The sequence below is a fragment of the bacterium genome, assembly GCA_024742285.1.
In the GTDB taxonomy this organism is placed as follows: domain Bacteria; phylum Myxococcota_A; class UBA9160; order UBA9160; family UBA4427; genus UBA4427.
The window spans coordinates 538,566-559,272 of the sequence record JANSYR010000002.1; the positions used below are offsets into that span (position 1 = coordinate 538,566).

Below are 20,707 nucleotides of genomic sequence, written 5' to 3' on the forward strand. Positions count from 1 at the left end.
CTTCAATCCGCCTTCATGGAGTCGCTCGAGAGGGCGCCGAAGCCCGGGTCCATCATCGCGGCGTCGGTGGTTCCGTCGAGGGCGATCTGCGGGTCGCCACCGGCCATGACCTCGTCCCAGTGGTCGCGAAAGGACTCCGGGCGGTCGTCGTCGGCGCGATAGCCCGGATAGACGTTCGTCGTCACTCGCGCCGCCCGTCCGCCGCCGACGGTGAAGATGTCGCCCGAGACCGGTACGTCCTCGTGGCAGAGCCACGCGACGAGCGGCGCGACCCGGTGGGCCGGGAACGTCGCGCTCATCCAGTCCCGGATCTCCTTGTTCGGGACGCCAGCGGCCATGCGCGTGTACGCCAGCGGCATGATCGCGTTCACCTTGATCCCCAGCGTCGCGCCCTCCCGCGCGAGGGAGCGGGTCAGGCCGAGGAGGCCGGCCTTCGCGGCGGGATAATCGAAGCTGCCGTCGACGCCGAGGGCCGTCGAGGAGCTCGTGTTGACGATCCGGCCGTAGCCGGAGGCCTTCATGTGACGCCAGGCAGGGCGGAGGACGTGGATCGCCCCGTAGAGATGGGTCTTGAACACGGCGTCGACGTGCTCGTCGCGAACGTCTTCGAAGGGCCCGGTCCCCCCGCCGATCCCGGCGTTGTGGACGACGACGTCGATCCGCCCCCAGAGATCGAGGGCCTGCTCGACCATGGCCGCGCCGTCCGCGCTCTCGGCGACGGAGCCCGCGTTCGCGACGGCTTCCCCGCCGGCCGCCTCGATCTCGCGGACCACCGCCTCCGCGGGGGCCTCGGAGCGCCCCCGACCGACCGTGTCGCCGCCGTAGTCGTTCACCAGGACCCGCGCCCCCCGCGCCGCGAGGAGCAGGGCGTGCTCCCGTCCCAGGCCGTTGCCCGCCCCGGTCACCAATGCCACCCGCTCGTCGAATCGAATCCGGCTCATCCGGAGAGGGTGACACGTCCCCGCCGGAGAGGCTGCCAACCCCCGCGCCGTTCCATAGAATCGACGGGGTCCATCGCACAGAACGGAGAACCGCCATGGCCGCAGCCGAACTCGATCCCGAACTCTTCCTGCCCGACCCGGAGCCGGCCGTCGAGAAGTACACGATCATCTCGGTCGACGATCACGTGGTCGAGCCGCCGCACCTCTTCGAGACCTACGTTCCGGAGAAGCTCCGCGCCGACGCGCCGAAGCTGATCGAGACGCCGGAAGGTCATCAGGTCTGGTCCTTCGAGGGCGAGGTCTTCACGCAGGTCGGAATGAACGCCGTCGCCGGTCGCCGCCCCGAGACCGTCCAGCTCGAGCCCTTCCGCTTCGAGCAGATGCGCCCGGGCTGCTACGACATCGACGCGCGGATCCGGGACATGGACATCGCGGGCATCTGGGCGCAGATGAACTTTCCGTCCCAGATCACCGGCTTCTGCGGCCGCATCTTCGCCAATGCGAAGAACAAGGAGGTCGGCCGCGCCTGCGTGCGCGCCTGGAACGACTGGCTCTTCGAGGAGTGGTACAAGCCGCATCCCAACCGGATCATCCCGTGTGGGATCACCTACCTGCAGGATCCGGCGTGGGCCGTCGAAGAGATCCACCGCAACGCCGAGCGCGGCTTCGTCTCGGTCACCTTCCCGGAGCGTCCGCACGCGGTCGGGATGCCGAACCTCTGGGATCGGAACCACTGGGATCCGATCATCCAGGCCTGCGCGGATACCGATACGGTGATCTCGCTGCACGTCGGTTCGTCCGGCATGTATCCCGCGCCGGAGGGGGCGCCGATGCTCCAGCTGGGCGCGACGATGTTCGGCCAGCTCTCGCTGGCGGCGTGCTCGGAGTGGCTCTGGAGCGAGTATCCCAAGAAGCACCCGAACCTGAAGATCGCGATGAGCGAGGGCGGGATCGGCTGGGTCGCGATGCTGCTCGATCGCCTCGACAACATCATCGACCGCTCGGGCTACGGCATGGGTTGGGACGAGCGCCCCGCCGACATCCTCAAGCGCAACTTCTGGTTCTGCACCCTCGACGATCCCGGCACGATCAACACGCGCCACCGGATCGGGGTGGAGAACATCTGCTACGAGACCGACTACCCGCACGGCGACGGGACCTGGCCGGGCTGCCAGCAGCTCGTCGAAGAGGTCTGGGGCGACATCCCGAACAACGAGCTCCGCATGATGCTCTCCGAGAACGCGGCGAAGCTGTACCGACACCCGCTTCCGGAAGTCGTCCTTCCGGTCGACTAGAACGGCTTAAGCGAAGAACACGCCCTTGATTGCTCGCTTCTCGCGAGCGGGCCCAACCCGGTTGCGGTCGTCCAAGACCGCGCCATGCCCCCAAAGCCAGGAGATCCCAGCCATGTCGACCACCGTGATTCGCGGAGGCACCGTCCTCGATGGAACCGGCGCCCCGGGCGCCCTGGCCGATGTCCTCGTTCGCGATGGACGCATCGCCGAGATCGGGAAGGGGCTCTCCGGCGACCGCGAGCTCGACGCCAGCGGCGCGGTCGTGACGCCGGGCTTCATCGACATCCACACCCACTACGACGCGCAGGTCTTCTGGGACCCCGCGCTCACCCCGTCCTGCTTCCACGGCGTGACGACGGTCGTCGCCGGCAACTGCGGATTCGCGGTCGGCCTCGAGAAGGTCGAGGACATGAACCCGGCGTCGCTCATGGAAGGCATCCCCTGGGACTTCGAGACCTTCCCGGAGTACCTGGCCTCGGTCGAGCGGCGGGGCACGATCCTCAACTACGCCGCCTACGTGGGCCATACGGCGCTCCGCCTCTTCCACATGGGAGACGACGCGTACGAGCGCGAGGCGACGGACGCCGAGGTGGCAGCGATGTGCGCCTCGGTCCGGGAGGCCATGGAAGCGGGCGCCGTGGGCCTCGCCACGAGCTTCGCGCCGACCCACGTGGGCGTCGGCGGCAAGCCCATCTGCAGTCGCGTGGGCGACTTCTCCGAGTTCGAGGCGATGGCAGGGGAGCTGGGGAAGCTCGGCCGCGGCGTGATCGAGGCGACCCTCGGCGGAGACTTCGTCTTCGACAAGGTCTACGACTTCCAGCGCCGCGTGGGCGTCCCGCTCACCTACACCGCGCTCCTCGCGATCCCCGGTCTTTGGCAGCACGGCTCGAACGTCCACCGCGAGCAGCTGGCCAAGGGCGATACCGGCGTCTGGCCCCAGATCTCGGTCCGCGCGGTCACGCTCCAGCAGCAGCTGAAGTCGCCGTTCTCCTTCGACCAGGCCGACTGCTTCTCGTCCCTCTACGCCGAAGCGCCGGAGATGCGCGAGGTCCGCTACAAGGACGCCGAGTGGCGCAAGAAGGCGATCGAAGAGCTGGCGAACATGCCGCTTCCGACGCGCTGGGAGAACTTCTATCTCGCGGAGAGCGAGGTCTACGCGGACCACACCGACCGCAAGCTCGAAGACATCGCGAAGGAGCGCGGCGAGCACCCCTTCGACACGATGGTCGCGATGTCCCTCGAAGAGAACCTCGAGTCGCGCTGGCGCTACGTGCTGGCGAACGACGACGAAGAGGGCGTGGAGCACCTGCTTCAGCAGGACCAGATGGCGATCGGCCTCTCGGACGCCGGCGCGCACGTGGGGATGCTCTGCGATGCGCCGCTGCCGACCGATCTCCTGGGCAACTGGGTGCGCGAGCGCGAGGTCCTGCCCCTCGAGAAGGCGGTCCACAAGCTGACCGGCGAACCCGCCGGGATCTTCCGCTTCGAGGATCGCGGCGTGCTGCGCGAGGGCGCCCACGCCGACGTCTGCGTCTTCGACCCGAACGAGGTCGCGCCCGGCCCGATTCGCCGCGTGCAGGACTTCCCGGCCAACGCGGACCGGCTGACGGCGGACGAGCCCTCCGGCATCCGGCACGTCCTCGTGAACGGCACGGCGATCTGCGAGGACGGGGAGTCGAAGGCCCAGGGCCTCGACGGCCGGCCGGGTCAGCGTCCGAACCAGCTCCCCTTCGCCTAGGGTCCGGAGGAGGGAATCCGGCATGGCCACGAGCGACCCGGTGATCCTCGAGGTCGCGCTCAACGGCGCGACCCCGACCGAACGCAATCCCCACTCGCCGCAGACGCAGGAGGCGCTCGTTGCCGATGCGATCCGCTGCATCGACGCGGGGGCCGCGATCGTCCACACCCACGCGCCGGACATCACGGTCGGCGGCGAGGCGGGCGCGCGGCAGTACCTCGGCCACTTCGAGCCGGTCCACGCGCGTCATCCGGACGCGATCCTCTATCCGACCATCGTCTTCGGCGAGACCATCGAGGAGAAGACGAGCCACGTCGAGCCGCTCAAGAAGGCGTATCCGCTTCGCATGGGGTTCGTCGATCCCGGCTCGGTGAACCTCGTTCCGACCGATGAGACGGGCGTGCCGGCGCCCGCGGACTGGGTCTACGCGAATTCGCCGGCGGACGTCGAGAAGAAGTTCGCGCTCTGCGAGCGCCTCGGCCTCGGGCCGGGCATGGCGATCTTCGAGCCCGGCTTCCTGCGGACCGCGCTCGCCTATCACGCGGCGGGACGGATGCCCCGCGGCGCCTTCCTGCGCTTCTACTTCGGCGGGGAACGCAGCTACCGCGGCGAGGGTCCGGTCGACCTCCTCTTCGGGATGCCGCCGACGCGCGCGGGGCTCGACCTCTATCTCGACATGCTGGGGGACTGCCCCTTGCCCTGGTCGGTCGCCGTGGTCTCCGGAGATCCCTTCGACGGCGACGTCGCAAGGCATGCACTCGAGCGCGGCGGCCACCTCCGAGTGGGGCTCGAGGACTACGCCGGCCTGCGCAGCCCGAGCAACCTGAAGCTGGTAGAAGAAGCGGTCGCGCTCTGCGCGGACGTCGGCCGGCCGGTCGCGACCCCCGCCGAAGCCGCCCGCCTGCTCGACCTGCCGGACTAGCGCCCGTTCTCCCTCGACCTTTCGCGTCGATCAGCCGATAGACTGCGAGCCCGCTCCAACCGCTCCCTCTTCGGAGACCCGCACGCGCATGTCCACCGAGTCCGCATCCGTCCAGGGCGAAGAGGGCGGCCCCGTCGTCCACGAAGGACACGGCTGGTGGCCCTACCTGGTGCCGTACCTCGTCTTCATCCTGATGACGGAGTTCGGCCCGCGACTCGGGGAGGCCGCGCAGCCCTGGCTCCTGGCGATCAAGCCCGCCGTCGTCCTCGGCCTGGTCGTCTGGTTCCGCGCCGGGGGCGCGTACCCCGAGTGGCGGGGCGAGGGCGGACGGATCGGCCTGGTCGGCGGTGCCCTGGACATGGCCGTCGGACTCGCCCTCACGGTCGTCTGGGTCGTTCCGTACTGGCTCTTCCCGGCGATCCGTCCGGAGCCCGGGGAGGTCTTCGATCCGGCGATGGCGGGGGAGTCCTTCGTCGGCCTGATCCTGGCGCTGCGACTCTTCGGCTATGCGGTGGTGACGCCGATCTTCGAGGAGCTCTTCATTCGGAGCTTCGTCATGCGCCAGGCGGACGCGTGGGAGGTCTCGGACTTTCGCGACCTCCCGATCGCCCGCTACACGCTGCGCAGCATGATCGTCACGGTGGTGATCTTCACCGCCGGCCACGTGCCCTGGGAGTACTGGGTCTGCGTGCCCTGGGTCTTCCTGTCGAACCTCTGGTTCTACTACCGGAAGAGCCTGTCCGCGGTGATCCTGCTCCACGGCACCACGAACGCGGCGCTGCTCGCGCTCGCGGTCTGGGGCGGCGATCTCCTGAAGAACCCGGATGGCACGCCGTTCAGCTTCTGGTTCTTCGTCTAGCGCGTTCGGACCGGGGCAGACGACGTCGGGATCAGGCGGCGCCGCGGTGTCCCTGGCGGATCCGCTGCGCCAGCTCGGTCAGCTCGACGATCGTTTCCTGAAGCTCGTCGCCGGCGTCGTCCTCGGCTGCCGTAGCGACGCCCTTCGCGCTCACGGCCATGCCGGGATAGCCGAGACGATCGGCCTCCGACGACAGCGTCCGCGCGAGCTCCGCGACTTCGCCGTGCTTGCCGGCGAGCTCGGCGTCCTGAATCGAGTCGATGCGCTCGGCCAGGCCGATCACGAAGCGATCGATGTCCTCGGCCAGCTCGACGACGTCTTCCTGGGTGGACCGGATGGGCGGCTTGCGTTCGAACATGCTGATCCGAACATCGGCGCGCTCCGGACGGAACTGGAGAGGGGCGGGGGGCGATCCCGCTCCCGGTGGCGCCTGCGCGGGGTCTGCCGCAGGCTTGCGCGATGCGATGTCATGCATGCGATGCAGAGGTCGAGCTCGCCGCAGGCGAGGCCATCGGGTTCCGCGCGGAATGCGATCGCTGCGCGGCGGACCTTCACGTCTGCCTGAACTGCGATCACCACGACCCGGGCGCCTACAACGAGTGCCGCGAACCGAGCGCGGAACGCGTTCGAGACCGGGACCGCGCGAATCGGTGCGAGTATTTCCGATTCCGAACGACGGGAGGCACCGGGGACGGGCCCGAAGCAGAGCGTCGACGTGCGCAGCAGGCGCTGGACGCCTTGTTCGGAGACGACTAGGGCGTGCCGCCGATCCGCGGCGGCGCGTGCCCGCGCCGTGTGCTTTGGGTCTCATTCTGCACGATTGCGGGCACGATGCGCTCCGCCTGCGATCGGGTGACGACGCGAATCGACCGAACAGCACCGGAGCTCGAAAGTACGTCACCGCGACCGCGAACCGGTCACTGACGTAGGTGCAACCCTCGCGTCACTCATCTCATCCAGCGGATCGTCTATCCTCCCCTCGGACCCGTCGTCCTGGGGCATCGCTGTTTCGTAGTCAGCCGCCCCGCCTCCGGAAGGAACCTGCGTGAACATCCTCGGCATTTCCGCGTACTACCACGACAGCGCTGCCTGCCTCGTCCAGGACGGGACGATCGTCGCCGCGGCGCAAGAAGAGCGCTTCACGCGGAAGAAGCACGACTACCGCTTCCCGGAGAACGCGGTCGAGTTCTGCCTCGCAGAAGCCGGAATCGAGGCCTCTCAGCTCGATCTGGTGACGTTCTACGACAAGCCGCTGCTGAAGTTCGATCGGCTTCTCGAGACGTACATCACGTACGCCCCGTCGGGATTCAAGATGTTCCTGATGGGCATGCCGCTCTGGCTGCGCCAGAAGCTGCATACCCCCCGCGAGCTCGATCGGGGACTCAAGAAGCAGTACAAGGGTCGCTACGTCTTCACGGAGCACCACGAGTCCCACGCCGCCAGCGCCTTCTATCCGTCGCCCTTCGAGGAGGCGGCGGTGCTCACCCTGGACGGCGTCGGCGAATGGGCGACCGGCTCGATCGCGCACGGACGCGGCAACCGGCTCGACATGCTGAAGGAGATGCGGTTTCCCCACTCCCTCGGTCTGCTCTATTCGGCGTTCACCTACTTCACCGGGTTCAAGGTGAACAGCGGCGAGTACAAGCTCATGGGACTCGCTCCCTACGGCGAGCCCGTCTACAAGGACCTGATGATCGAGAAGCTGCTCGACATCAAGGACGACGGCTCCTTCCGCATGGACATGGACTACTTCGGGTTCTGCAACTCCGACGTGATGACGAGTCCGAAGATGAACGGCCTGTTCGGGGGCCCGCCTCGAGAGGCCGAGAGCGAGATCACCCAGCGCGAGATGGACATCGCCGCCTCGATCCAGGCCGTGACGGAAGAGGTCGTGTTGAAGATCGCGAACTACGCGCACGAGGTGACGGGTTCGCGCAATCTCACGATGGCCGGCGGCGTCGCTCTCAACTGCGTCGCCAACGGGCGCGTTCTCCGCGAGGGCCCCTTCGACAACGTCTGGATCCAGCCTGCTTCGGGTGACGCCGGTGGGGCGCTCGGCGCCGCGCTCTTCACCTGGCACGAGCTGCTCGACAAGCCCCGCGAAGTCGTGGCGCAGGACTCGCAGTACGGCTCGCTCCTGGGGCCCGCGTTCTCGAACGACGAGATCCGCGAGTACCTGGATGCCGAAGAGGCCGTCTACACGTTCTACGAGGACGAAGACGACCTGGTGGATCGGATCGCGCAGCTGATCGCGACGGAGCACGTGGTGGGCCACTTCTCCGACCGGGCCGAATTCGGTCCCCGTGCGCTCGGCTCGCGATCGATCATGGGGGACGGCCGTTCGCGGGAGATGCAGGCGACGATGAACCTGAAGATCAAGTTCAGGGAGTCGTTCCGGCCCTTCGCTCCGGCGGTTCTCCGCGAGGACGTCCACGAGTACTTCGAGATGCGCCCGGACGAGAACAGTCCGTACATGCTGCTGGTCGCGCCCGTCAAGGAAGACAAGCGCCTGCCCGTCGAGGCGGCGGATCGCGCCAAGGGGCTCGACAAGCTGAAGGAGATCCGATCGGTGGTCCCGGCGATCACCCACGTCGACTATTCGGCGCGGGTGCAGACCATCGACATGCAGCACCATCCGCGCTTCTACAAGATCATCTCGAAGTTCAAGGAGAAGACGGGGAGCCCGGTCGTGATCAACACGAGCTTCAATGTTCGCGGGGAACCGATCGTGAACACGCCCGAGGACGCGATGCGCTGCTTCATGTACACGAACATGGACGCCTTGATCCTCGAGAATTTCGTCATCCTGAAGCAGGACCAGCCGAACGCGAAGGAAATCGACGTCGACGCGTATCTGGCCGAGTTCGCGCTGGACTGACCCTGGACTGAGAAGCGAGACGACGCATGAGCAAGATGGTCGAGATCGATTGGAAGCCCGACGAGGGAACCCTGAAGCAGTTCGGGTTCATCGCACTCGTCGGGTTCTCGTTCCTCGCGGCGCTGGCCTGGTTCCAGCTGCTGATTTTCGCTGCGCTGCCGGACGACTGGCGGGAGCCGGTGTCCATGGGGCTCGGCGCGCTCGCGCTCGTTTCCCTCGTCTTCTCGCTCGTCGCGCCGAAGGCGAACCTGCCCATCTACGTCGGACTGACGGTGATCGCCTATCCGATCGGGTTCGTCCTCTCGTACCTGATCATGGGCTTTCTCTTCTTCGGGATGATCACGCCGCTCGGCCTGATCTTCCGCGTGATCGGGAAGGATCCGCTCAACCGGGCTTTCGAGCCGGAGGCTTCGACCTACTGGGCCGATCCGCGACCGCGCCGCGACAAAGAGAGCTACTTCCGCCAGTTCTAGCAGGGCCCGGGCTCTGCCGGGTTCCGTCGAGATACCGCGTCGCACCGCGTCGCTGGAGGCCTTCAGGATGAGTGATCAGAACAGCGACCAGGATTTCGCCGCTCAGGCGGCGGGTGACCGGACCGGCCTCGTCGGCGAGTTCACGGACTTCCTTCGCGAGAACAAGAAGTGGTGGCTGGCCCCGATCGTGATCGCGATCCTCGGCCTCGGGCTGCTCGTGCTGCTGGGCGGGACCGCCGCAGCGCCCTTCATCTACACCCTGTTCTAGAGCGCGCCGGTCACGAACGGCCGGAGGGGGCTCGAGCGACGCAACGCCGTCGCTCGAGCACGACGCCGGGCTCGTGCGCGCTTCGAAGGCCCGACCCGTGCACGGCTCGGGCTCGAAGAACGTCGCGCGGCTCGGTGGTCCGGAGCGGGCGGTGAGCGCGGGCTGGACGGAGCCGCCGCCGAGCGTGGGCTAGACGGAGCCGCCTGCGAGGTCGCTCGCCAGGCCGGCTGCGCGGGTCGCCCCCATCGCCTTCGCCTTCGCTTCGACGAAGTCCGCCGAGATCGGCGCGATCTGCTTCGAGTACGCCGCGAGGAGCACGCGGTCGGCCAGCAGGCTGATCAGCCGCGGGCACCCCTGCGAGAACCAGTAGAAGACGTTCTCGACACCGGGCTCGAAGATCTCCTCGTAGCGCCCCCCGGCCACGTCGATCCGGTGGGCCAGGTAGGGCTGCACCTGCTCGGGCGTCAACGGCTCCATGTGGTGCTCGACGGCGATGCGCTGTCGGAGCTGCCGGAGCTGGGGGGAAGACAGCTTGCGGATCAGCTCCGGCTGACCGGTCAGCACGATCTGCATGAGCTTCGACGTATCGGTCTCGAGGTTGGAGAGGAGGCGCACCTCTTCGAGGGTCGCGGCGTCGAGATTCTGGGCCTCGTCGATGATCAGGACCGTGTTGCGCCCCGTGCGGAGGCGCTCGAGCAGCATCCGATTGATCGCGATCAGATAGTCCGCCGTCGACTCGAAGCGACCCTCCACCCCGAACTCCGCGGCGATCAGCTTGAGCAGGTCGAGCGGGGTCAGGCCGATCGTGTTGATGATCAGGGCCGTGTCGGTGTCTCGGGGGAGCTCCCGGAGCGCGGCGCGCAGCAGCGTCGTCTTGCCCGTGCCGACCTCGCCGGTCAGGAGCAGGAAGCCCTTGTTTCGGGTGATGCCGTAGACGAGGGTCGCGAGACCCTCCTCGTGGGTGTCCGACAGCCATAGGAAGCGGGGGTCGGGCGTCAGCGAGAAGGGGAGTTCGCGCAAGCCGAAGAAGCTCTCGTACATCTTCGCTGTGTACTCCCCATGGTGAGCAGGCAAGCCTGGCGCCCCACCTGGCTCGACGGCCGCGAAGAGCGGCAGCCCGGCCACCCATATACCCATATCGGTAGGTCGCGCGCCCGCCTTGCGGGGCAAAGCCCGAACCGGGGCCACTGAGTAGGTGCTCACGGGCACCCGGAAGGTGCCTGGGATTTCGAGGTTTTTCGACCAGTTACGGTCGAAAATGACTGTAACTCGGCGGGGCGCGCACGCCAGCGGCAGGTCTGCGGAAGCGACGAAGCGATTTCGTCCCGGGGACCGTGGGCGTGCTACTGCACGGTTTGCGCTCCTGCCGCGATCGCCCCCGCCGACTGTCCCGCGGCGATGAGCGGCTGGAACGGGAAGAGCAGCGCCTGCATCGCGTAGCCGAAGCGGGCGAGAATCGTGGGCGGGACCACGATCAGGTCCCCCTCGCGCAGCACGTGATTCGTGCGCATGTCTCCGTAGGAGATCGCATCGAGGTCGACGGCGAGGATCCGGGTCTCGTTCCCGCGTGTTCGGACCAGCCGAATCGCGTCGAGGTTGGCGAAGGGGCGCGTGCCGCCGACGCGACCGATGGCCTCCGAGACCCGGGTCTCCGTCTCGAGAGAGAAGATGCCAGGGGACGCGACCTCCCCGTACACCGTGACGAACTGACTCGGCGAGGAGACGACCGTCACGTTCACGACGGCGTCTCGCTTGAAACGACCGATCTGCTCCTGGATATCCAGGGCGATCTGTCGTGGCGTTCGACCGGCGGCCTGCACGTCGCCGACGAGGTCGATCGAGATCATGCCGTCCGGACGCACGCGGACCTCTCGGTTGATCTCGGGGTCGGGAAGGATGTGCACTGTGAGCTCGTCGGGTGCGCCGACGATGTAGCTCTCGATCGAAGGCGCGGCCGGCGGCGGCTGCGGATTCGTGGTGCAGCCCAGCGCGAGGGCGAGGCCTGCGATCAGGCCGGTCAAGAGAACGCCCGTAGGACGCGCATGCGACGGAGCGTGACGGAACACGGATCTTCCCCCCAAAACCTGCCGCGAGCGGCTCTGCGGCGTCGCAGGCGCGCATGGAAGCGGACGGGGGAAGGCTATCGGGCCGGGCGGGGGCCCCGCAAGAGACGTGCGGGACGGAGGACTAGTCGTCCTTCAGGAGCACGAAGCGGAAGAGCGTCTGACCGATCTGGATCTCGTCGCCCTCGGCGAGGGGGGCGGAGCGGATGCGCTTGCCGTTCAGCTTCGTGCCGTTGGTCGACGCGAGGTCCTCGATCACGTAGCCGGGCGCATCCTCGTCGAAGAGGAGCAGGGCGTGCTCGCGGCTGATGCCCTCGTCGAGGAGCGTGATGTCGGTGGTCGGATTGCGGCCGATCACCACCTCGTCCCCGGTGAGGTCGTAGGTCATGCCTTCGAACCCGCCGTTCATGATCTCGAGTCGCCCTGTGGCCATCTCCCCTCCGGTCGCCGACGGGCGCCTCGAGGGCGCGCACGCAGCTTTCCCGGAAATCGGTCCGCCGGGCGCCTGCCTTGAGGCGAGAGCCGCGAGATCGTCTCCTGCGGCCCGAGGGCGCTACTCGGGCGAGGGGAGCCGGCGGTTCTCGAGGGCGGGGATGGCCCGCCGGACGCGGTCGATCTCCTCGACCGGGCAATCCGCCACGAGCACCGTCGGCGCGTCGCCCGCCTGGGCGATCACCAGCCCCCATGGATCGATGATCAATGAGCGGCCGTGGCTCGCGCGGTCTTCCGAGTGGCGACCACACTGGGCCGGTGCGAGGACGTAGGCCTGGCACTCGATGGCGCGCGCCCGCAGCAGGACCTCCCAGTGGTCCTTGCCGGTCTCCTTCGTGAAGGCACTCGGAACGACCAGCCATCGGGCGCCGCGCAGGGTGAGGGCCCGGTAGAGCTCGGGGAACCGCAGGTCGTAGCAGACGCTCAGGCCGATCCCGCCGAAGGGCGTCTCGGCCATCACGAGCTCGTCCCCTGCCGCGAACCAGGTCGATTCGCGATAGGCATCGCCTTCGGCCGGGCCCAGCGTCACGTCGAAGAGATGGATCTTGCGGTAGCGGGCGATCTCTTCACCGCTGGGCGCGCAGACGATGCTCGTGTTGTACACGCGTTCGTCGCCGGGGATCTCCTCGGGGAAGGTCCCGCCGAGGAGCCACACGCCGTACTGTCTCGCCCACTCGCGCAGGGCGCGCACGATCTCGCCGTCCGGTCCCTGGACGCAGGGGAACTTCCCGCCCTCGCGCCGCATGTAGGCGAAGTTCTCGGGCAGCGCGACGAAGGTCGCGCCACGCTCGGCCGCCTCGGCGATGCCCTTCTCGGCGTTCGCGAGATTCGCCGCGAGATCGTCGGTCGAGCAGACCTGGACGATCGCGGTTCGCACTAGCCCCGGAACTGGCCCGGGTCGACGCCGGTCCGCCGGATCACGTCGTAGAAGTCCTTGCGGTCCTTCTTGGCCATCCGCGCTGCGCGGCTGATGTTGCCCGAGCAGCGGCGCAGCAGTCCCTCGACGTAGCGCGTCTCGAACGCGCGCTTGGCGTCCTTGAACGACGGAACCTCGTCGCCCTCGGTCGAGAGCATGAGGGCCTCCGCGGAGATCGCTCCCTGGCCCGCGAGTCGGATCGCCTGACGGATGCGTTCGCGCAGCTCCCGGACGTTGCCGGTCCAGGGCTCCTCGACGAGCCAGCGGCGGGCATCGGCGCTGAAGCCGACCGGCTCGACGCCTTCCTCGGCGGCGAACTCCGAGAGGAAGTGGGCTGCGAGCGGCAGGATGTCCTCGATGCGTTCGGCCAGCGAGGCGAGGGTGATCCGCTCGCCGCCGAGCGGGGCGAGGGCGCCCACGCCTTCCCTGGACGTCGTGGCGAGAAGTCGCACGCGACCGCCCGCGGAGCGCAGGGCATCGGCGAGTCGGGTGAGCGTCGCGCTGCTCAGCTGGTCGGCGCTCTCGAGAAGCAGCGTGCCGCCCTGGGCGCGGGCGATCGCGCCGGGCCCGCCGTCTTCGCCGAAGAGCTCCCGGATCTGCGAGGGCTCCGTCGAGCCGGCGACCTGGACCTCGACCAGCGCTCCCCCGGCGCGGGGACTCCACTGGTGGATCGCGCGGGCGACCTGCTTGCGGCCGCTCCCGCTCGCGCCGGAGATGACCACCAGGTCGTCGGAGCGGGCGATGGCGCTCGCTTGATCGACCACTTCCTGCATCTGCGCACTGGCAGAGATGATACGATCGTTGCGACGGCGGCCGGTGGCGCGACCGGCCCCCACACCCGTCTCGGCCGTTCCATCGGCGGTGTGGCCCGCTGCGGACGCGGGTGTGGTCGACTCGACGCGGTTGGCGCCGAGAGAAGTCTGATGCTCGGACATGGCACGAAGCCCCCAGGTAGTATCGTGACCAGTCCAGAAGTATTGGGATTCCGGACGTTTGTCAATGGTTATTGCGGGTCGCGAGCGTCATTGCCGCCGAGTTGACGCTAAATCAGACTCATGGTACCCCGGCGTCTTTTCTTTGTGGGAATAATCTAGCAGGCGCAAATGACGAGAATTCCCCACCCCTTACGCGCATCGATATCCCACGGGGGCACCGCGTGACGGAACCGATCGCCGAAGGGAAAGGGGAGACCGAGGCCGGCGAAAAAGGGCGCATTCGCCTGCTGTCCGATGCGCTCGTGGACCAGATCGCCGCGGGCGAGGTCGTCGAGCGCCCGGCTTCCGTCGTCAAGGAGCTCGTCGAGAACGCGATCGACGCCGGGGCGACGACGATCCGCGTGGAGGTGCGCGACGGGGGCGCCGCGCTGATCGCGGTGACCGACGACGGCGTGGGGATGACCCCCGATGAGCTGCCGATGGCCCTACAGCGTCACGCGACCAGCAAGCTGCGCTCGGCCGCGGACCTGATGCGGATCGGGAGCTTCGGCTTCCGAGGCGAGGCGCTGCCCGCGATCGCGTCCGTCTCGCGCTTCCGGATCGTGAGCCGCGCCCGCGATCGGGCCGAGGGCTACGAGATCCTGATCGAGGGCGGCGAGATCAAGAGCGAGCGTGCCGCCGGGGGGCCGGTCGGCACGCGGATCGAGGTCGCGGACCTCTTCGCCTCGGTCCCCGCACGACGCAAGTTCCTGAAGCGTGCCGGAACCGAGTGGGGTCACATCGCCGACTGGCTCGCGCGACTCGCCCTGGTCCATCCGGAGCTCCACCTCGAGATCCAGCGCGACGATCGCAAGGCGACCGTCTGGCCCACCTGCCGTTCGCTCCGGGACCGCATCGCCATGATCCTCCCCGACGAGGACGCCGCGGCCCTCGTCGAAGTCGAACACGACACGCCGGAGGCGAAGGTCCACGCCTTCGTGTCGACACCGGAACGAACCCGACCCAACGGCAACGCGCTCTACCTCTTCGTGAACGGCCGGCCGGTCCGTGACCGACTCCTGCGCGGCGCGCTGATCCAGGCCTATCGCGATCTGATTCCACGCGGTCGCTTCCCGGTCGGCGTGCTCTATGTCGAGGTCCCGCCGGCGACCGTCGACGTGAACGTGCATCCGGCGAAGTGGGAGGTCCGGTTCATCGATCCCCAGGCCGTCCATCGCGCGATCCGGCACGCCGTACGCGACGCCATGGCCAAGCGGAGCTGGCTCGGCGACATGAGCGCGCCTGGCAAAGGGCCGCCGGTCGCGACGGGGCTCGGCGCGCGCGCCACCGCCACGACCGAGCCGATGTTCACGCCGCAGCGATCGATTCCGACGACGGGGGCCGCGGAGACCAACGACTGGGTCTTCGCGCGGGGTGATGCCAGCGTCGACCGCGTCGCCGAAACCGCGACGTCGCCGCCGGCGTTCGAGGCGCCGACCGGCGGGCACTCCGGCTCCGTTCTCGTCGTCCCCGGGGCGCGATCCGACGAATCCGCGCCGGTCTCCTCTTTCGGCGCGCTCTCGATCCTCGGCCAGCTCCGAGCGAGCTACATCCTCGCGGAGACCGCCGACGGCTTGATGGTGATCGACCAGCACGCCGCCCACGAGCGCATCCTCTACGAGAACCTCCGGAAGGGGTGGCTCGAGCGGGGCGTCGCGCGTCAAGGGCTCCTCACGCCGCTCACGGTCGAGCTGGCCCCGAGCGCGGTGGCCGCGATCGGGGAGGCGCCCGAGATCGTCGCGCGGCTCGGCTTCGAGATCGAGCCCTTCGGCGACGATGCGGTGCTCGTTCGCGCGATTCCGGCCGAGATCTCCGGGCAGGACGTCGGCGAGCTGGTGACCGAGCTCGCCAGCGCCCTCGACGACGTCGAGGGGGGCGACGAGGCGGACGAGAACGTGGTGCGATGGCTGCCGAGTCTCGATCGACTCTTCGCGACGATGGCCTGCCACTCGGCGCGACGTTTCGGTGACCGCCTGCCGCGCGAAGAGCAGGAAGCGATCCTCGCCGGGCTCGACACGATCCCCTGGGCGCCGACCTGTCCCCACGGTCGGCCGGTGGCGATCCTGCTGTCCCACGCCGATCTCGAGCTCCGCTTCCGCCGCCGCTAGCACTGCCGCAGGCGCCAGCACCGCCGCAGGCGCCGCGCGCGAGATTGCCGCCGGGCTGCGCGGCGTCCGGCGGCATCTCGGCTAGTGTTGGCCGCCACCGCCTTTCGGCCCGTACAGCCGAAGGGCCTCCGCAGACGCAACGGGCTCCACACCCGAACGCGACGAGGAACTCCGCCATGGCTGAAGAGCAGGGCGCCGAGACGGCGCCCGACCCGAAGGACGACCGCCCCCCGGTCGTCGTCGTGACCGGTCCGACCGGCTCCGGCAAGACCGACCTCGCGATCGGTCTCGCCCAGCGCTTCGACGGCGAGATCGTGAACGCCGACTCGATGCAGGTCTTCCGGTTCATGGACATCGGTACGGCGAAGCCTTCGCCCGAAGAGCGCCTGACCGTCCCCCATCACCTCTTCGACGTCGCCGATCCCGACGAGGACTACAGCGCCGGCCGCTTCGGCAAGGAGGCGCGCGCCACCGCGGAGATGATCCACGGTCGCGGTCGCGTGGTCTTCCTGACCGGCGGAACCGGCCTCTACATCCGCGCGTTCCTCGACGGCCTGATCGAGACCGGCAACGTCGACCCCGTACTGCGTGAACGCCTCGAGAACGAGCAGAGAAGGGCGGCGGAAGAGGGCGATCCGACCCGGCTCCACCGCAGGCTGCGTGAGCACGATGCGGACGCGGCGGACAAGATCCATCCGAACGACGTGCGCCGCACGATCCGCGCCCTCGAGATCCTCCAGATGTCGGGACAACGCGCCTCCCGGGTCCGCGAGGAGCACGGATTCCAGGATCGTCCGTTCCGGGTCCTGCACCTCTGCCTCGATCCGGGGCGCGAGGTGCTGAACGAACGGATCGATCGGCGCGCTGCGCAGATGATCGAGGCGGGTCTGCTGCGCGAGGTGCGGGATCTGCGTGAGCGCGGCTACGGCCCGGAGCTCAAGCCGATGCAGGCGATCGGCTATCGCCACATCCAGCCCGTCGCCGACGGCGCGGACACGCTCGCGAACGCGCTCCCGGCGATGCAGGCGGACACCCGACGCTTCGCGCGGCGCCAGCGCACCTGGATCCGTGCCGTGCCCGACGTCCACTGGCACGACCCGCGAGCGCCTGAGCCGGTCTTCGAGCGCGTCGGTGCCTTCCTCGACGCGGATCGCGGCTGAGGGCGGGGGACGCACGCATGCAGGACGATGCCCGTCTGCCCATGGTCGCCCTCGTCGGCCGACCGAACGTCGGGAAGAGCACGCTCTTCAACCGATACGCCGGCTATCGCCGCGCGCTGGTCGCCGACCAGCCCGGGCTCACTCGCGACCGGATCGCCGAGAAGATCGAGATCGACGGCCGCTGGATCTGGATCGTCGACACGGCGGGCCTCGATGCCCCGCGTGGCGAGGAAGAGCTCGACGCCGCCGTCCAGAGCCAGGCGCGCTCGGCGGTCGAGGCCGCCGACGTGATCCTCTTCATCGTCGACGGAAAGCTCGGTCTCGTGCCCGAGGACGAGGCGATCGCGACGACCCTGCGGCGTTCGGGCAAGCCGCTCGGTCTGCTCGTCAACAAGATCGACCAGCCGATGCATCACCAGGACCGCGTGAACGAGTTCTATGCGCTGGGCATCGAGCAGACCTACGCGGTCTCCGCGGAACACGGCGGCGGCGCCTTCGATGCGCTCGAACGAATCCTCGACACGCTCGCGCCGGCGGAGGAAGAAGAGGTCGAGGAGGACGACGCGACGCGGGTCGCGATCGTGGGTCGACCCAACGTCGGCAAGAGCTCGATCGCGAACCAGCTCGCCGGCGAGGAGCGCATGGTCGTCTCGAACACGCCGGGCACGACGCGCGATGCCGTCGACATCCGGATTCGGCGCGGCGATCGCGAATACGTCCTCGTCGATACCGCCGGACTCCGCAAGGTCGGCAAGCGGCAGGGGCCCGGGGAGCACGGGGGGGCGCTGATGACGCTGCGCTCCCTCGAACGCGCGGACGTGGCGCTCCTCGTCGTCGACGCGGCCGAGGGCATCGCGGATCAGGATGCGCGCGTCGCGTCGCTCATGCGCGAGCAGGGCTGCGCGTCGGTCGTGCTCGCCAACAAGTGGGATCTCGTCGAAAAGGAGGATCGCGAGGACCGGCTCGCCGACATCGACCACGGCCTGCGCTTCATGTCCGACGTGCCGGTGGTGTCGGTCTCCGCGAAGACCGGGCAGGGGTTCAAGCGGCTCTTCGATCGCCTCGACAGCGTCGTCCAGGCCGGGGAGCAGCGCATCCCGACGGCGGACCTGAACCGCTGGCTCCAGGACGTGTCCGAGAAGCATCCGCCGTCGATGGCGAGCAAGGGCGCGCTCCGGCGGCCGAACAAGCTCTTCTACGCCTCGCAGGTCAGCGTCCGGCCGCCGACGATCGTCGTATTCTGCACGGATCCGAAGGCGATCCAGACGTCCTACGTGCGCTTCCTCGAGAACCAGCTCCGCGAGAGCTTCGGCTTCGAGGGCACGCCGGTTCGCGTGCGGCTGCGCAAGCGCAGCGGCCGGAAGGGCGCGGATCGGAGCGAATAGGGCGCCCACCGCGCGGAAACCCCGGTCGCGGGCCCGGGCCTCGAAGTCCCGGCGTGCGGCGGTACACTCCCGCGCGCCCCGGGGGCCTCCCGGCGCGTTGCCGACGAGCGGGCGATCGAAACGAATCCGCCGCGCCCGTCCCATGAAGGACCGACCCTTGGCCCGACGAAGCAAGCAAGTCCCGAGCCCCACCTCCGAGACCCTCCGCGAGATCGAGGAGTCGGGGGATCGCGTCGCCGAGTGGGCGAGCGAGAACGCCGCGCTGATTCTGGGCGTGATCGCCGCGATCCTGGTGCTCGCCGGGGCCGTCGGCCTCTACGTGCAGAGCCAGGAGAACACCCGCGACGCCGCTGCGGACGCGCTGGCCATCGCGACGAGCCAGTACCGACAGGCGATGGGCGCGGACCCGATCGGGGGGCCGATTCCGGAGCCCGCCAATCCAGAGGTCGCCGAGCGGACGCGCACGGAATACGCCGAGCGCTTCATGGCCGTCGCGAACGAACACGCCGGAACCACGGCCGCGGCCGTGGCCTGGCTCGAAACGGGCCACCTCCAGACCGAGCTCGGCCGGCTCGAGGCCGCGGCCGAGAGCTTCGGGCGGGCGCGCGACGAAGCGAAGGGGTCGGCCCTCGAAGCGCTCGGATCCATCCGGCTCGCCGGGCTCGCCGAGGATCGCGGGGACTTCGGCGTCGCCGCCGAGGCCTATGAGCTGGCCGCCGACGTCGAGACGTATCCGCTGCGGGCGAACGCGCTCGGCGATGCGGCGCGCTGCTGGGCGGCCGCCGGCGAGGAGTCCAAAGCGCTCGAGGTGTTCCAGCGCCTCGAGGCGGGCTTCCCGGATGCGAACGTGCCGCCGCAGATCCAGGCGCTCGTCGCGGAGCTGCGCGCCGCACGTTAGGCGCCGCACGCCCCGGCCGAGACCGATGGGGCCTCAGACGACGGGGGCGCCCGGCTCGCCCGGCGACGCGTCGTTCACGGGTGCGCCTCCATCGGCGACCGTGGCCTCGGCAAGGCGCGCGGCGTCGAACGCGGGCGAGATCGTCTCCGCCGATCGGAGCGCCTCCGCGAAGGGGGCCGGCTCGTGATCGGACGCCTCGACCTCGCGCCCCATGCTCCAGAGGGCGAAGGCGCCCAGGCCGATGTGCATGGCCGCCGTGTGCAGATAGAGCGAATCGGGGCCCGCGATCTGCATCACCGTGGACGCGACGATCGGCCCGATCACCGCTCCTGCGCCGTAGATAAGCAGCAGGCTGCTCGAAGTCTCGACCAGATCCTCTCGCGAGGCACGGTCGTTCGCGTGCGCGACGGCGAGGCTGTAGAGGGGAAACGCGGCCGCTCCCCAGAGTGCCGACGACGCGTACAGAAGCGGCCCCTGACCACTCGTCGCCAGGACGCAGAGCGATGCGAGCACGGCGAGGAGCGTGGCGCCGAGCACGACCCATCGCCGATCCATCCGGTCCGAGAGGCGCCCAAGGGGCCATTGGCCGACCGCGCCGCCAATGACGCAGGCGCTCATGAAGACCGCCGTGCGCGTGGTGTCGGGCGCGTCGTGGGCCGTGAAGAGGGGAGCGAGCGCCCACCAAGCGCCATTCGCGAGGCCGACCACCGCACACCCCACGAACGCGACCGGCGAGACCTTCAGGATGCGGAAGGGGCGGATGGCGACCGACTCGAGCGGTGCCGGCTGGGGCTGTCGCGTCAGCGCGACGGGGACGGCGGCGACCGACACGAGGACCGAGGCGACCGCGAAGAGCAGGAACTCCGTGGGCTCCGCGAGCGTCAGCATCATCTGGCCGACCGTGATCACGGTCAGGTTGATGACCATGTAGGCCGAGAGCACGGTTCCACGCGTCTCGTTCGTGGAGCGATCGTTCAACCAGCTCTCGATGATCACCGTGAGCGCCGCGATGCTCAGGCCGGTGATCGCCCGGGTCAGGATCCAACCGAAGGGCGAGATCCACATCGCGTGGATCAGCGGCGCGGCCGACGCGACCGCGGTCATCGCGGCGAAGCTCCGGATGTGGCCGACGCTCTGGACCAGGCGCGGGCACGTCAGGCAGCCGACGGCGAAGCCCAGGAAGTAGGCCGAGCCCATCGTTCCGATCGCGAGGGTCGACAACGCCTCGGCCTGGGCGCGAACGGGCAGCAGGACGGACTGCAGGCCCTGACCGGTCAGCAGCAGGGCGACGCTCATCAGCAGTACGGAGATCGGAGCGATCGCGTTCATCCGGCGGC

20 protein-coding genes are annotated in these 20,707 nt (G+C 68.9%); 12 read left to right on the forward strand and 8 right to left on the reverse strand.

Going from position 1 to position 20,707, the window contains the following annotated elements; genetic code table 11:
- Window positions 1-2: 2 nt before the first annotated feature.
- Complete coding sequence (locus NXI30_06200; protein ID MCR9093786.1) at window positions 3-941, reverse strand: SDR family NAD(P)-dependent oxidoreductase; 939 nt, start codon at window positions 939-941, stop codon at window positions 3-5.
- Between the two features lie 95 nt (window positions 942-1,036).
- Between NXI30_06200 and NXI30_06205 the strand changes: the two genes are divergently transcribed.
- The 4 genes from NXI30_06205 to NXI30_06220 all read left to right on the forward strand — a co-directional run bounded on the left by NXI30_06205 (window position 1,037) and on the right by NXI30_06220 (window position 5,755).
- Window positions 1,037-2,236, forward strand: coding sequence for an amidohydrolase (locus tag NXI30_06205; GenBank protein MCR9093787.1), 1,200 nt, complete (start codon window positions 1,037-1,039; stop codon window positions 2,234-2,236).
- A gap of 112 nt (window positions 2,237-2,348) precedes the next feature.
- A complete protein-coding gene (locus NXI30_06210) occupies window positions 2,349-3,974 on the forward strand; it encodes an amidohydrolase family protein (protein ID MCR9093788.1) in 1,626 nt (541 codons plus the stop codon).
- A 22-nt stretch (window positions 3,975-3,996) separates the two neighbouring features.
- Window positions 3,997-4,896, forward strand: a complete 900-nt coding sequence (locus tag NXI30_06215) for a 3-keto-5-aminohexanoate cleavage protein (GenBank protein MCR9093789.1) — start codon at window positions 3,997-3,999, stop codon at window positions 4,894-4,896.
- A gap of 88 nt (window positions 4,897-4,984) precedes the next feature.
- The gene (locus NXI30_06220) at window positions 4,985-5,755 is read left to right on the forward strand and encodes a CPBP family glutamic-type intramembrane protease (protein MCR9093790.1); all 771 of its coding nucleotides are present in this window, start codon (window positions 4,985-4,987) and stop codon (window positions 5,753-5,755) included.
- 31 nt (window positions 5,756-5,786) lie between these two features.
- On the opposite strand, the gene NXI30_06225 is transcribed toward NXI30_06220, so the two are convergent.
- A complete protein-coding gene (locus NXI30_06225) occupies window positions 5,787-6,113 on the reverse strand; it encodes a hypothetical protein (GenBank protein MCR9093791.1) in 327 nt (108 codons plus the stop codon).
- Window positions 6,114-6,214: 101 nt separating this feature from the next.
- Here NXI30_06225 and NXI30_06230 point away from each other — a divergent pair, with 101 nt between their 5' ends.
- The 4 genes from NXI30_06230 to NXI30_06245 all read left to right on the forward strand — a co-directional run bounded on the left by NXI30_06230 (window position 6,215) and on the right by NXI30_06245 (window position 9,374).
- Window positions 6,215-6,511 (forward strand): DUF4407 domain-containing protein, encoded by a 297-nt coding sequence (locus NXI30_06230; GenBank protein ID MCR9093792.1) that lies wholly within the window; start codon window positions 6,215-6,217, stop codon window positions 6,509-6,511.
- Between the two features lie 289 nt (window positions 6,512-6,800).
- The gene (locus NXI30_06235) at window positions 6,801-8,633 is read left to right on the forward strand and encodes a carbamoyltransferase (GenBank protein ID MCR9093793.1); all 1,833 of its coding nucleotides are present in this window, start codon (window positions 6,801-6,803) and stop codon (window positions 8,631-8,633) included.
- A gap of 26 nt (window positions 8,634-8,659) precedes the next feature.
- Entirely contained in the window at window positions 8,660-9,106 is a 447-nt protein-coding gene (locus tag NXI30_06240) for an SxtJ family membrane protein (GenBank protein ID MCR9093794.1), read from the forward strand.
- Window positions 9,107-9,173: 67 nt separating this feature from the next.
- Window positions 9,174-9,374, forward strand: coding sequence for a DUF5989 family protein (locus tag NXI30_06245; GenBank protein MCR9093795.1), 201 nt, complete (start codon window positions 9,174-9,176; stop codon window positions 9,372-9,374).
- A 189-nt stretch (window positions 9,375-9,563) separates the two neighbouring features.
- Here NXI30_06245 and NXI30_06250 read toward each other — a convergent pair whose 3' ends face one another.
- The 5 genes from NXI30_06250 to NXI30_06270 form a co-directional block, all read right to left on the reverse strand.
- Window positions 9,564-10,415, reverse strand: a complete 852-nt coding sequence (locus NXI30_06250) for an AAA family ATPase (GenBank protein ID MCR9093796.1) — start codon at window positions 10,413-10,415, stop codon at window positions 9,564-9,566.
- Between the two features lie 302 nt (window positions 10,416-10,717).
- Complete coding sequence (locus NXI30_06255; GenBank protein MCR9093797.1) at window positions 10,718-11,395, reverse strand: polysaccharide biosynthesis/export family protein; 678 nt, start codon at window positions 11,393-11,395, stop codon at window positions 10,718-10,720.
- A 166-nt stretch (window positions 11,396-11,561) separates the two neighbouring features.
- On the reverse strand, window positions 11,562-11,870 hold the full coding sequence (locus NXI30_06260) for an FHA domain-containing protein (protein MCR9093798.1): 309 nt from the start codon (window positions 11,868-11,870) through the stop codon (window positions 11,562-11,564).
- A gap of 120 nt (window positions 11,871-11,990) precedes the next feature.
- Entirely contained in the window at window positions 11,991-12,806 is an 816-nt protein-coding gene (locus NXI30_06265; protein MCR9093799.1) for a carbon-nitrogen hydrolase family protein, read from the reverse strand.
- Entirely contained in the window at window positions 12,806-13,780 is a 975-nt protein-coding gene (locus NXI30_06270) for a sigma 54-interacting transcriptional regulator (GenBank protein MCR9093800.1), read from the reverse strand. Before NXI30_06270 ends, NXI30_06265 begins: the two co-directional genes overlap by 1 nt.
- 221 nt (window positions 13,781-14,001) lie before the next feature.
- On the opposite strand from NXI30_06270, the gene mutL reads away from it, so the two are divergent.
- The 4 genes from mutL (at window position 14,002) to NXI30_06290 (ending at window position 19,370) form a co-directional block, all read left to right on the forward strand.
- The gene (gene mutL, locus NXI30_06275; protein ID MCR9093801.1) at window positions 14,002-15,927 is read left to right on the forward strand and encodes a DNA mismatch repair endonuclease MutL; all 1,926 of its coding nucleotides are present in this window, start codon (window positions 14,002-14,004) and stop codon (window positions 15,925-15,927) included.
- 176 nt (window positions 15,928-16,103) lie between these two features.
- Window positions 16,104-17,087: a tRNA (adenosine(37)-N6)-dimethylallyltransferase MiaA gene (gene miaA / locus NXI30_06280; protein ID MCR9093802.1), complete on the forward strand. Its 984-nt coding sequence runs from the start codon at window positions 16,104-16,106 to the stop codon at window positions 17,085-17,087.
- A 17-nt stretch (window positions 17,088-17,104) separates the two neighbouring features.
- Window positions 17,105-18,472 carry a ribosome biogenesis GTPase Der gene (gene der / locus NXI30_06285; protein MCR9093803.1) on the forward strand — a complete coding sequence of 456 codons (1,368 nt, stop codon included), beginning with the start codon at window positions 17,105-17,107 and terminating at the stop codon, window positions 18,470-18,472.
- A gap of 157 nt (window positions 18,473-18,629) precedes the next feature.
- Window positions 18,630-19,370: a tetratricopeptide repeat protein gene (locus tag NXI30_06290; GenBank protein MCR9093804.1), complete on the forward strand. Its 741-nt coding sequence runs from the start codon at window positions 18,630-18,632 to the stop codon at window positions 19,368-19,370.
- A gap of 33 nt (window positions 19,371-19,403) precedes the next feature.
- On the opposite strand, the gene NXI30_06295 is transcribed toward NXI30_06290, so the two are convergent.
- Window positions 19,404-20,699, reverse strand: coding sequence for an MFS transporter (locus tag NXI30_06295; GenBank protein MCR9093805.1), 1,296 nt, complete (start codon window positions 20,697-20,699; stop codon window positions 19,404-19,406).
- Window positions 20,700-20,707 lie beyond the last annotated feature (8 nt).